The organism is Spirillospora sp. NPDC047279 (assembly GCF_040643285.1).
GTDB lineage: Bacteria > Actinomycetota > Actinomycetes > Streptosporangiales > Streptosporangiaceae > Spirillospora.
The window spans coordinates 17,578-30,146 of record NZ_JBEYUA010000031.1; the positions used below are offsets into that span (position 1 = coordinate 17,578).

A 12,569-nucleotide genomic window follows, 5' to 3' on the forward strand; every position below is an offset into this window, starting at 1 on the left:
GTCACGCGGCCTTGCGCGGACACAAGCCTGCACAGACGCGGGGCTGCACGGACGGGTCGAGCCACAGGGGCACGCAGGCGCGGAATTGCACGGGCGCTGGGCGCGCGGGAGCACGGGCGCTGGGGCGCGCGGGCACAGGGGCGCGCGAGCGCGGAGGTGCACGGACAAGTGGGTCACCGGCCTGCGCGGGCGCTGGGGTGCGCGGGCGCTGGGGTGCGCGGGCGCTGGGGTGCGCGGGCGCTGGGGTGCGCGGGCGCGGACAGGCGGGCCGTGGGGTTCGCAGGTGCCGGTGGGTGCGCAGGGGAGGCGCGGGGTTCGGGAGGTGCGGGGGTGGGGGTGTGTTGTTAGGGGATTTTGTAGGGGGTGGGGGCGGGTGGGAGCGTGAATTGGTAGCGGTAGGGGCTTCGGAAGTCGAACGGGGTTGAGGTCGTCGGGGTCGGGGTGGGCTTCGGGGATGTGGACGGGGCGGGCCGCGTCCGGGCTGGGCGGGGGGTCGTGGAGGCGGGCGGACCTGACTTCGATCCCGGTCGGGGCTGGGCGTTCCGGGGTGGTGTGCCGTTCGGCGAGGGGGTCGGGTCGGGCTGTTCGGAGCGGGTGGGGGTGGGCCGTCCTGGCGCGGGTGTGGATCCGGGCGTGGTCTGGATGACGGCGGCGGGGGTGGCCGGGGCGGAGGCGCCGGGCATGGCGAGCCAGACGACGGCGGCGCCGACCGCGGCGCCGAGGAATCCGGTCAGGAGCGGGAGCCTTCCGCGTCCTCGCGAACGGCCGGCAGGGGCCGGCGCGAGGGACGGCTTGTCGGGGGCGTCCGGGGACAGGGCGTGCCAGGCCCGCGTCCAGCGGTCCGTCTCGGCCGCGATCTCCTCTTCGGCGTGCTCGCCGCCCGCGCGGAGGCACGCGCCGACGAAGGCGACGACGAACGGGAGGCGCGGCAGGTTGGGCAGGCGCTTGCCCGCGAGGTTGTCCGAGAGCGTGCTCACCGGCAGCAGGTCCGCGGGCGGCCGGCCGGAGTCGGAGCCCCTCCCCGCGAGCGCGGTCAGCGTCCGCAGCGAGGGCTGCCCCGCCCAGGCGCGAAGCCGCCGCAACGCTTCGAGGAACTCGTCCTGTGTGGTCGCCGACCTCGGATCGGGCCGAGTGTCCATCTGACTCCTCCCCCAGAGTCATCGGGTGTCGCTGTAATCCTTATATAGACAATGGTGTCTTATTGACTCGCGGACCTGCAAGGGCCCCTGTCCGAAGGGTGTCCGGCGGCGTCCGGACGCAGCTCAGGGGTTGCCGGACACCTCGCCGGACGGTTGTCGTGGAGGTCATGATCCATCTCGTCCGAGTGGGCCTCACCTCCGTCGGGGTCCTGTCCTTCGCCGTCTTCGGCGGCCTGGTCTACGACGCGTTCACGGCCGGGGAGGCCCAGGCGGCGCAACGTGCGTCCGCGGCCCCGTCCCCGTTCTTCTGCCAAGGGCAGACCGGGTTCGCGGCGGCCCTCTGCGACCAGACGAACCGGACCTCACCGGTGCCCCTGCCGTCGCCGCCGCGCTACCAGCCGATCGAACGGCTGCTCCCCCGTTCCCCTGTGCCCGGCTTCTCCGCTCCCAAGACCCGCTCGACCCCGAAGCCTGCGCCGCGCTCCTCCGAACGTGCACGGCCCAAGCGTTCGACGTCCAAGCCGACCACGCCGGTGGCGAAGCGGCGTTCGGCGACACCGTCCGGCGAGTCGTCGGCGTGCCCGGCCGACCGTCGGCCTCAGTGCGGACGGGACGCCCGCCCCGCCAAGCGGACGCCGAGCTCGCCCTGGAGCCAGAGCAACACCGCACCGCGAACGGAAGGCACGAAGCCCGGCGCAGGCTCCGCAGCTCCCGTCCCGCCGGGAACCCCCACGCTCCCGGCTCTCCCCGTGCTCCCCGGCGTGCCGGTGCCCCTCCCCACCCCGGTACGGACGGCCTCGTTCGTGTCCGACAACGGCGACGATCGGGCGTCCGGCGCGCCGCAGAACCCTGGTGCCGCGGGCTCCGGCGACGGCGGGCCGGACGTCCCCGGTGTCTCGGGCGCCGGTGAAGGCGGGCCGGGCGTCGGGCGCGCGGGAGGAGAGGCCTCGCCGGGACGCTGGTTCCCGTCCCGGCCATGGAGCCGGACGCGGCCGACGTCCGGCGGACCGCGCGTGGGCCTTGGAAAGCGGCTGTACTACGGCTGGTTCACGCCGCGGCTCTCGACGAGCCCGACCGTCTCGGCCGCGGAGGAATCGGCCGTCCTGGGCCAGGCGATGCGCAACTTCGTGGTGGCGCCGAGCTATATGAGCGGGACGGCCGCCGCGGTGGCGGCCGGGGACTTCTACCGGACCCGGTCGGAGATGGTCCGGGACGCCGGGCTGGCGCGCGCCGAGGACAGGGCGGCCAAGGCCGCACGCGAGCTGCGGCAGGCGCAGGGCAAGGGCCCCTGGGCCCGGCAGATGGCGCAGTGGGAGGTGATCGCGGCCAACCGCGCCCTGGACCGGGCGCGCCAGGCACGGATCGCCGATGTCCGGCTGGGCATGACCGAGAACTGGAAGCGCGTGCAGGCCGCGCAGACGGCCCTCGACCGTGCCAAGAACCCCGTCGCCCGGTACGTGGCGAACTACCGCCTGACCAGGGCCAGGGTGCAGTTCGCCGACTCCGTCAAGGCGGCCCAGGACCTCGACAAGGCCACCTGGTCCAAGGGTTACGGGTGGAAGGCGGGCGAGGGCTACCGGGCGGGAGTCGGCACCAGGCCGGTTCCGGGCGGCGGCCAGGGCGAGTGGCCCAAGCTCGGCACCAGGCCGAACTGGACGCGCACCGGCCCGACCGCGCCCCAGGCGCGTACCGCGCCCCGCCTGCCTGATGCCAACTGGAGAGGCGTCGCCCGCGGCACCGCGCCCGGCACCGGCACAGGCCGCGCCGGGCTCGCCCCCGCCGACCCGGCCTCCGGTTGGCGCGGCAACGCCCGCAGCACCGCCCCAGGCCGCGGCACCACCCCCGGCACCACCCCAGGACGCGGTACTCCCCCGGGCACCACACCAGGGCGCGGTGCCGCGCCGGGCGCGGCTCCGGACGCCGCGCCGGGCAAGTCCACCGGCACTGGCCGCGCCGGTCCCGCGCCCACCGGCCGCTTGACGTCCGGATGGCCCGGCAACGCACGGCCCGCCCCCGGCCGCGCCCGGCTCCCCCAGACCGGGGTGACGGGCATCGACTGGCCGGGCTCCGCCCGCAGCACGGGAACAGGTACCGGAACCGGCGCTGGGCGTGGAACGGGCACCGGCGCGGGCACAGAGACCGGCACAGGGCGCGGCGCCGGCACCGGCGCAGGGCGCGGCGCCGGTACGGGCGCGGAGTCCGGCACTGGACGTGGCACTGGTACCGGCACAGAGACCGGGGCCGGGCGCGGTACGGGTACCGGCGCGGGGAGCGGCAGCGGTACGGGCACTGGCAGTGGCTCGCGTACGGGTTCAGACGCGGGTGGCGGTAGTGGGCGGGCTGGGCTCGCTCCTGATGGGCAGAACAGGTACGGATGGCCGGGGATGCCTGACGGCGGCGGCCAGGCCGACGATGGCAGGGGCGGCGGTGGCGACACGGACGGTCCGCGGCCGACGCGGCCGAGCGGGCCGCAGCCGGTGAAGCCGGGACCGTCCGGCGGAGCGGCCGAACGTCCGTCCGGCTCGCCGGGCACAGGCGGACGTGCGCCAGGCACGGACACCGGGGCCGGGCGCCCGCCGGTCACCGACCCGGGAAGCGGACGTGCGCCAGGCACGGCCCCAGGGGTCGGACGTGCCCCCATCACCGACTCCGGCGTCGGACGGCCGCCCATCGCTGACCCTGGAGTCGGACGGCCGCCGGTCACCGACCCAGGGGTCGGACGTGCGCCCATCACCGACCCCGGAGCCGGGCGTGCCCCGGTCACGGATCCTGGGCTTGGGCTTCCGCCGGGCACTGATCCAGGGGCGGGACGTCCGCCGGGGAACGAGCCTGGGTCCGGGCGGGCGCCTGCTGCTCCTCCGACTGGCATGGAGGGGGACGCGGGACGGGCGCCGCGACCGATGACGCCCGCGCCGCCCGGGTTCACGCCGGACAGCGTGCCCAAGGTGGTCGATCACCGGGTCGGCTACTTCGGCAAGGGCAACATCGCCGCGGAGGCGTTCGCCCAGGGGCTGGAGATCACCTACGGCAGGCTGCTCGCCCGGAACCTGACCGCGCTGGCCGATCGGCTGGCGAAGGATCCGGCGGCGGCCGGCCGGTACCTGGACGAGTACGAACGTTTCCAGAACCTGAGCTGGGCGGAGAAGCGCACGCGCGACTTCGGGCAGTTCCTCGGGCTCAACGACGAGGAGTTCATCGAGGACTACTTCAACCCCGAGCTCAGGGCGTACCTCCAGCGGCTGTTCCCCACGATCGGGATGGCCGACGAGTCACAGACCCCGATGAACCCGAACGACCGGTACGGGGTGATGACGCCCCGGGACCAGCAGCGGACCCGTGATCTGCAGGCGGTCTACCGCTACAAGGCCGGTCAGGAGGGCAAGGACCTGGACCTGCTGCTGCGGGACCAGCAGCCGACGACGAGCCCGGCGCCCGAGGCTCCCGAGGCGCCCGAGGCCGCTCCGAAGCGCGACAAGGACGAGTCGCCGCACCAGCGCCGGATGCGGATGGGCAAGGTCAACAAGGGCAAGCGCGACATCGGACGGGCGGACACCGGGAACGACGAGCCCAAGCGTTACGGCGCGCGGAGCGGCTCCAACACCGTCGACCCCGACTACGGCGACAGCGGCCGGGACCGCGATTCCACCCCGGACCGGGACCGCGGCAACCAGCTCGGTGAAGGCGGCCGCAGGGACAACGGGCCGCGGGGCGGCGGCGCCCCCTCCGGCGGCGCCCCCTCCGGCGGTGCGCCCAGTGGCGGGGCGCCTTCGGGCGGCGCGCCCAGTGGTGGCGGTGCTCCGTCCGGCAACGCCGCGCCCGGTGCCGGTGGGCCGCCCACCGGAGCCGGTCCCGCGCCCGATCCCGGGCCGGGCAAGCTCAACAAGCTCGAGGGCGACCCGCCGACCGGCGGATCCGGAGGGGGTGACCCTGCCAAGAGGGTCTGACCCCACGAACGTGTGAGGCCCGCGCCGGCGACGGCGCGGGCCTCACACGTTCAGCGCTCAGGAAGCCCAGGTGGGCCGCAGCGGCATGTGGGCGTTGTTGTCGGCGTCCAGCTTCACGCCGAGCGTCTGGTGGAGCTGGATCCAGTTCTGCTCGAAGCCCAGGACGCAGCCGGCCATGTAGACCTTCCAGACGCGGGCGATGCCGTCGCCGACCTCCTCGACCGCCTCGTCCCAGTGGTCGTCGAGGTTGGCGCACCAGGCCTTGAGCGTGCGGGCGTAGTGCTCCCGCAGGTTCTCCTGGTGGCGGATCTCGAACCCGGCGTCGTTCATCTGCATCTGGATGTAGCCGGGGCCCTCGAGCTCACCGTCGGGGAAGACGTACCGGTTGATGAACCCGGCCTGCTTCATCGGCGGCGCCAGGTTGTCGGGCCGGGTGATGGTGTGGTTGAGCATCCGGCCGCCCGGCCTGAGCTTGCCGTACAGGAACGAGAAGTAGGACGGCAGGTTGGCCTTGCCGATGTGCTCGGTGAGGCCGATCGAGCTGACCGCATCGAAGCCCTCCTCGGCCACGTCGCGGTAGTCCATGTGCCGGACCTCGGCGAGGTCGGACAGGCCCCGGTCGGCGATGGCCTTCTGCGCCCACTCGGCCTGCTGCTTGGAGAGCGTGACGCCCAGGGCCTTCACGCCGTACTCCTTGGCGGCGTGCATGACCATGCCGCCCCAGCCGCAGCCGACGTCCAGCAGCCGCATGCCCGGCTCGAGACCGATCTTCTTGGCGACCAGGTCGTGCTTGAAGAACTGCGCCTCTTCGAGGGTGGAGTGTTCCTCGGGGTAACAGGCGCAGGTGTACGCCATCGACGGGCCCAGCACCCATTCGTAGAACGTGTTGGACACGTCGTAGTGGTGCGAGATCGCCTTGGCGTCGCGCCGCTTGGAGTGACGGAGCCACCCCGGGACGCGGCTGAACGGAGCCTCCTGCGGCGGGGGGTCGAGCCGGCGGGTCACGGCGGCCCTCAGCAGCGGGTCCCCCAGCACCGAGGCGACGATCTTGGCTTTCTCGCGCCCGGTCACCTCACCGAACACCTGCTGCATGGTGGACAGCGCCGTGTACATGTCGCCGCTGACGTCGATCATGCCACTGACGTACGCGCGGGCGAGCCCCAGCGCGCCGGGCGAATGCACCAGGTAGGACACCGCGTACGGCGAACGCACGTGAAAACGGATCTCGGCGCCGGGCACCCCCGCCCGGGATCCGTCGTAGGCGGTGAACTCCACTGGCGCCTCAGCCCCGGCGAGCCGCTCGAAGACCCTGGCCAGCGTCATCGTCATCCCTCCCTCTCTCTTCGCCCCGGCGAGGGCGATGGGGTCGCCATCGGCCCCGTCCGGGGCCTTCCCCCGATGGCGGCGAGCGCGCGTCAGCGCCCGCCCACGCACTTGTCGTAGAGGTCCAGCAGCCGTTCGGCGGGGTCGTACGTCTGCTTGAGACGCCGATAGGTTTCCCCGTCGTAATGGCGCCAGAACTCCTCCCGGCTGTAAAAAGCAGTCGAATAGAGGGACTTGTGCCCGTCAAGGGCCGCGACCTTACGTTCGATCAAACGGTTGTGGTATTCCGGGATCTGGCCCGGCGGCAGCCGCACCGTCCCCCAGAAACCGACGTTCACGTAGGTCGTCTCCGGCTCGAGCGGGTAGAGCGGCCAGCGTTCCCGCGCCTGCAGCGGGCACAGCCAGATCGGGCTCATTCCCACCTTGTCGTGGAAGAACTCCAGGAACTCGGGCAGCCGCTCGACGGGCACCTCGATGTCCTGGATGACGTCCTCGCGGGGCCGCAGCCCGCGCCAGCGCTCCACCCGCGCCACGACCTGGAAGCGCCGGTCGTACGCCACGAACTTGCGGTAGACGTCCGACCGTTTGGCCTTGTCCGGCCACACCCGCCGCACGAGCGGGTTCTGGACGCCGAAGGCGCCCGAACACCAGAACCAGTCGGTGTCCCAGCGCCAGATGTAGTCGCGCACGGTCAGGAAGTCGACGGACCGTTCCGGAATGGACCTGTAGTAGATCCCCTGGCCGGTGTAGTCGGAGGTGTACGGGGCCTCGTCGGTGAAGAAGCCCAGCGTCACGTACTGCTCGCGGCCGGAGAAGACCGTGCCGTCCATGAAGTCGACCGGCTCGCCCTCGTACGTCCGGGACGCGGTGACCTCCTGGAGCACCCGCGCGCACTCGGCCGCGTCGTCGAACCGCAGGTGGCGCACCCGCACGTACGGCTTGACCGGGATCAGCTGGATCTTCAGCCGCAGCGAGTAGCCGAGCGTCCCGTAGGAGTTGGGGAAACCGTAGAAGAGGTCCCGGTGCTGGTTGTCGCGCGTCGCCGTGACGATCTGGCCGTCTCCGGTCAGCACGTCCATCTCCAGGACGGCCTCGTGCGGCAGCCCGAGCCGGAACGACGTCGACTCGATGCCGAGCCCCGTCACCGCCCCGCCGAGCGTGATCGTCTTGAGCTGCGGCACCACCGTGGGCATCAGGCCGTACGGCAACGTCGCGTCGACGAGGGCCTCGTAGGTGGTCATGCCCTGGACCTCGGCGGTGCGCGTCTCGGGATCGACGCTGAGCACCTGGTCGAAGCCCGACACGTCGAGGCCTGGGGCCTCGTTCGGGTCACGCCACCGGAAGAGGTTGGAGGTCTTCTTGGCCAGCCGTACCGGTGTCCCCGGCGGAATCGCCTCGTACGACCTGCGCAGTGCCTCCACCGCGCGCCGGTGATCATCCTTGATCAGAAGCTCCGTCATGCACCCCTCCCGCGCCTAGTAAACCGATCATCCCATGTATGGTCCACATAAGTGGGACGAGAGGGTCGTCACAGGCAGGGAGGGGAATAAGTGAACGATCCGAGCCGCATTCGGCACACACGTATCACTTGACGAGACGCAGGATCCAGGGGTATCGGAACGACGATCCGGTGAGCGCGACGATGGCGGCCACCCCGGCCACCAGCCAGGTGACCGCGAACAGCATGGCCCCGACCCCGAACGTCACGATGGTGATCAGCAGCACGGTCAGCTGGAAGTTCAGCGCCTCCCGCGCGTGCCGCCGCACGTACTCCGAACGTTTGCCGCTCACCAGCATCAGGACCAGCGGGCCGACGAAAGACGTCGGATACCCGATCGCGTGCGCGACCGCCGCGAGCATCCGGTCCTCACCGCTGGGCTCCGGGCCGTGCCAGGGGCTGTCCCCGGGCAACACCGGCGTCGCGGGCCCCGGGCCGAGGTCGTACAGGACCCCGTCCAGCTCACCCCGCGTTTTGGCCGTCATGGCCAGATGCATGCGCATGTCGAACTCGCTGTGTTCGAGCCTGCCCTCGGCGTAGGCCTCCTGGAGCCGTTCGATGACCGGCTCCCGTTCGGCGTTCGACACCCGCAGACCGACGTTGGTGCTCTCCATGCCTTCCATCCTCAGCGTCGGGGCGGAAGGTCACCATCGGGGAAGTCCCTGGCTCAACCCCGAGATTGGTACCGCGCCACCTCCTCCCGGCCGATGACCCGGACAGGTCGCCATGGCCCCGACGTCGGCCGCCTGAGATCTCAGTTCGTAGGCGGCGGTGGCGGCGGTTGGTCCGGCGGCATCACCGGCTGCCCGTGTTGGGCAGACCCGTAGGACGGCCGAGGTCCGGGCCCGGCGGGCGGCTGCGAACCAGAGCCGTAGGACGACTGCGGGACAGGGCCAGGGCCGTAGGACGACTGCGGATCAGAGCCGTGGGCCGACTGCGGACCAGGCGCGTATGACGGCTGCGAGCCAGCGCCGTAGGACTGCGGGCCAGCGCCGTAGGACGACTGCGGACCAAGGGCGTAGGGCGGCTGCGAACCGGGGGCGTAGGGCGGCTGCGGGCCAGGGCCGTAGGACGGCTGCGGGCCAGGGCCGTGGGGCGGCTGGGGACCACGGGCGTAGGGCGGCTGCGGGCCAGGCGGGCCGTAAGGGCCCGCGCCATACGCCTGCCCGGGATGCATCGGGTGCTGCCAGGACGGCCGCTTGCGGTTCGAGGACCTGCTCGCAAGCGCTACGACCGTGACCAGCACCCCCACCACGAGCACGAAGGCCATGAGGCGGCCCATCAATTCGAAGGGACTCGTCTGCTGGGCCAGGATCGCCGTCGTCGCTGCATCCATCACCTCAGGCTCTAATAGACATAGGTGTTTGTCAAAGCCGTGGAGGGGTCGCATGCCCTCGACGCCAGTGGACGGGATCCACGTCGGCCGGTTCCCGTGGCTGATGCGTAACACGCTCAAGGCCGGGCGCCTCAAGGACCGGGCCCGGAACGCCGCGCCGAGCGAGTCCCGCGAGATGGCGTGGCCTCACAGATCCCCGAGATCCTGGCTAAGGACCGGGCTTGCGCTCGGTGTACTTCCTCCCGGGCGTGAGGGGCTTGCCGTACAGCTCCGACACCGTGACGAAGACGTACCCCTTGCGGGCCAGCCGGTCGATGATGGCGGGCACGGCCGCGACCGTCGTGGGGTGGATGTCGTGCAGCAGCACGATGGACCCGGGACGGACCCTCGCCACGACCTTCCGCTCCACGGCCCTGCGGTCACGGTCGAGCCAGTCGAGGGGGTCGACCGCCCAGAGGATCTGCGCGAGCCCGAGCTCCTTGGTGACCGCCGCGACGTCCCGGTCGGTCGACCCGTAGGGCGGCCGCATCAACGTGGGCGTCACCCCGGTGGCCCGCTTGACCGCGTCCTGCGTGCGCTGCAGCTCGGAGCGCACGCGGCCGGCCGACGCCCGCCCGAGGTCGGTGTGCGTGTAGCTGTGGTTGGCGAGCTCGTGCCCGCCCGCGAGCTCGGACCGCATGACGTCGGGCCGCTCGGCCGCGTTCCGGCCCACCACGAAGAACGTGGCCTTGACCTTCTTCCCCGCCAGGATCTCCAGCAGCCTGGTCGTGCTGGGCATGGGCCCGTCGTCGAACGTCAGCGCGACGCACTTGGCCGCCCTGCAGTCGATCTTGCGCGGCGGCGCCTGCACGACCGGCGGCGGTGGAGGTGCCGGCGGCGGCTTGGTGATCGGCGCCCGCACGGCGGCAAGCTCCGCCCGCTGGGGAGGCTCGCCACCCGTCAGAGTGCTCATCCATCCGGCGACCGCCAGTGCCGCGGCCACTGTGGCCCATCGCCTGGCCACGACCGTTCCCCGCATGCAGGTGTTCCCTCGACGCCAAGATGATCCTTACGGTCCGCAAGTGTATGGGCGAGCCCGGTCACAGGAAGCGCAAACCTTCACGGTCTCCGCAAGATCGTGACCGGCGTGGAACCCAATGCACCTGAACGATCGTTATCGTCTTACTCGCCCACTGCCCCGGGTTCACTCCGGGGCGTCGACAAAGGACGGGACAGGCGATGAGGTTCCGAGACCGGTTCGGGATCCGCAAGCACCGTGGCTCGTCGGTCACCAAGCTCGACCGCGAGGCCACCGATTCCGACATCGAGGCGCTGATCGCGTTCGCGCGCGCCAAGCAGGGTGTCGAGTTCTTCGTGGAGCCCGAGACCTTCGCCACCGACACCACCGCCGTGGCCGTCGCCCACGACGGCGAGTGGACCCGCCGCCGCGTCGGGGCCCCCAAGGTCATCGCCAAGGTGGCCCGCGACCTGGGCCTCCCCATCTACGACGTGCAGATCGTCGGCTACCCGCCCCGCATGCGCGCCTGGAACGAGCGCCACCGCGACCGCCGCATAGACCCCGGCTCCCCCGGCGAAGCCGTCTCCTCCTAACCCACCCCACGCACACGACCGCACTCCCACACGACCGCGCTTCGAACCGTGGAACACCCGCACGCCGGGCCGACCGCACCGTGGGACAACTGCACCCCGGACCGACCGCGCGATGGGCCGACCGCACAGTGGGACATCCGCACACCGGACCGACCGCACCGTGGGACATCCGCACGCCGAGCCAGCCGCACCGTGGGACATCCGCACGCCGAGCCAGCCGCACCGTGGGACATCCGCACGCCGAGCCAGCCGCACGGTGAGACATCCGCACGCCGAGCCAGCCGCACGTCGGACCGGCCGCACCGTGACAACTGCACGCCGGACCGGACGCACGATGGGCCGACCGCACGCCGAGCCAGCCGCGCGGTGGGAGGTCGCGCGATGGGGCGGCCGCACCGTGGGACATGCGCACGCCGGACTGGCCGCACGGTGGGAGGCCGCGCGACAGCGTGACCGGGCGTCCGCCTTCGCGGGTCCACGGGGCAGTACGGCTTGCGGCGAGGTGAGGTCTGGCAGGGTTCGGGTTGGCTCGGGTTCTTCGCTGGCGCGTGGGTGACCGGGCGGCGGGGTGGCCCCGGGCCGGTGGGGGCGGTCCGGGGCCTTGAGCGGCCGGCAAGGCGGGCAAGGGGGTCTTGGGGCCGCCTCGCGTCAGGGGTCAGGCCGCGGATCGTTGGTCAGGTCGGGCTCCTCTCTCTGGTGGGGTGGCGCGGCGGGGTCGGTGTAGGCGGGGTCGGTGTAGGCGCGGGTGGTGTAGGCGGGCTCGGGGTCGGTGTAGGCGGTGGCGAGGGCCTCGGGGGTGAGGGAGAGGCGGAGCTCGGACGGGGGGATGCCGACGGCTATGACGGCGCGGAGCAGGGACGCCAGGGAGTAGGCGGGGTCGGAGTCTTCGGCGCGGTCGAGGGCGAGGTTGGCCAGGCCGCCGTCTCCGGAGGCGTAGGCGGCGATGGCCAGGAGGCAGGCGGGGGCCGCGGCGTAGGGCTCCTCCACGCGGCGCAGGACGTCGCGCCAGAAGGCGATGTCGGAGCTCGGGTCGTCCTTGTCGATGCGCAGCCAGGCCTCGTCGCGGACGCGCATGTTGGTCAGGGCGATGCCCAGCCAGGCGATGTCGTCGTCGGACAGGGCGGCGGCTGTCCCGCTCAGGCCCAGGAGGGGCACCGCGCGGTGGAGGAGGCGGGCCTGGATCTGGGCGGGGGCCAGGCCCTCGCGGGCCCAGGAGAGGAAGCGGGTCTCGGCGTGGTCGGTGGCGCGGCGTACGGAGGCGCGGGGCAGGCCTTCGAGGGGTGCGATGGTGCGGGCGAGCTCGGCGCGGTCGTGGAGAGCGACCTGGCCGGCGAGGGTGGCCTCGGCCGCGACGACCGTGGAGGAGCTGTCGTAGGGGTGGCCGTCAGGGCAGCACTCGTCGGTGAGCGACCACCAGCGGTCGCCGGTCACGCGGATGGCGTCGGCCACCTCCAGGCCGCCCTCGGTCAGGGCCTCCCAGGTGGCCTGCACCGTGGGGGTGACCGCCTGGGCGGTGCCGTAGCAGAGCAGGAGCGCCCGGCGGAATCCGTTGTGCCGGAGCATGGTGGCGACCCGTCCGGCCGCGTCGGGCTGGGGTAAGTCCAGCCGCATCGCGCACGTGTCGTGCGGCCCGTCGTAGCCGATCACGACGAGGCTCTCGGACGGATGGAAGCCCAGCAGGTACGGGACGGCGGCGATCGCGTCCTGCGGTGAACGGATGACCAGTCGTGTCTTCATGG

Annotated in this window: 8 protein-coding genes; 2 read left to right on the forward strand and 6 right to left on the reverse strand. The window is 72.4% G+C overall.

Annotation, left to right across the window (positions count from 1 at the left end):
• Window positions 1–344 precede the first annotated feature (344 nt).
• A complete protein-coding gene (locus ABZ810_RS45475) occupies window positions 345–1,139 on the reverse strand; it encodes a hypothetical protein (RefSeq protein WP_358414286.1) in 795 nt (264 codons plus the stop codon).
• A gap of 167 nt (window positions 1,140–1,306) precedes the next feature.
• Here ABZ810_RS45475 and ABZ810_RS45480 point away from each other — a divergent pair, with 167 nt between their 5' ends.
• Window positions 1,307–5,083 (forward strand): hypothetical protein, encoded by a 3,777-nt coding sequence (locus ABZ810_RS45480; protein WP_358414289.1) that lies wholly within the window; start codon window positions 1,307–1,309, stop codon window positions 5,081–5,083.
• A 57-nt stretch (window positions 5,084–5,140) separates the two neighbouring features.
• Here ABZ810_RS45480 and ABZ810_RS45485 read toward each other — a convergent pair whose 3' ends face one another.
• The 4 genes from ABZ810_RS45485 to ABZ810_RS45500 form a co-directional block, all read right to left on the reverse strand.
• The gene (locus tag ABZ810_RS45485; RefSeq protein WP_358414292.1) at window positions 5,141–6,406 is read right to left on the reverse strand and encodes a class I SAM-dependent methyltransferase; all 1,266 of its coding nucleotides are present in this window, start codon (window positions 6,404–6,406) and stop codon (window positions 5,141–5,143) included.
• A 92-nt stretch (window positions 6,407–6,498) separates the two neighbouring features.
• A complete protein-coding gene (locus ABZ810_RS45490) occupies window positions 6,499–7,866 on the reverse strand; it encodes an FAD-binding oxidoreductase (protein WP_358414295.1) in 1,368 nt (455 codons plus the stop codon).
• 124 nt (window positions 7,867–7,990) lie between these two features.
• Window positions 7,991–8,518, reverse strand: coding sequence for a DUF1707 and DUF4870 domain-containing protein (locus ABZ810_RS45495; RefSeq protein WP_358414298.1), 528 nt, complete (start codon window positions 8,516–8,518; stop codon window positions 7,991–7,993).
• Between the two features lie 930 nt (window positions 8,519–9,448).
• The gene (locus ABZ810_RS45500) at window positions 9,449–10,192 is read right to left on the reverse strand and encodes a polysaccharide deacetylase family protein (protein WP_358414301.1); all 744 of its coding nucleotides are present in this window, start codon (window positions 10,190–10,192) and stop codon (window positions 9,449–9,451) included.
• 266 nt (window positions 10,193–10,458) lie between these two features.
• Here ABZ810_RS45500 and ABZ810_RS45505 point away from each other — a divergent pair, with 266 nt between their 5' ends.
• A complete protein-coding gene (locus ABZ810_RS45505) occupies window positions 10,459–10,830 on the forward strand; it encodes a hypothetical protein (protein WP_358414304.1) in 372 nt (123 codons plus the stop codon).
• A gap of 648 nt (window positions 10,831–11,478) precedes the next feature.
• On the opposite strand, the gene ABZ810_RS45510 is transcribed toward ABZ810_RS45505, so the two are convergent.
• On the reverse strand, window positions 11,479–12,567 hold the full coding sequence (locus tag ABZ810_RS45510; protein WP_358414307.1) for a DUF4192 domain-containing protein: 1,089 nt from the start codon (window positions 12,565–12,567) through the stop codon (window positions 11,479–11,481).
• Window positions 12,568–12,569 lie beyond the last annotated feature (2 nt).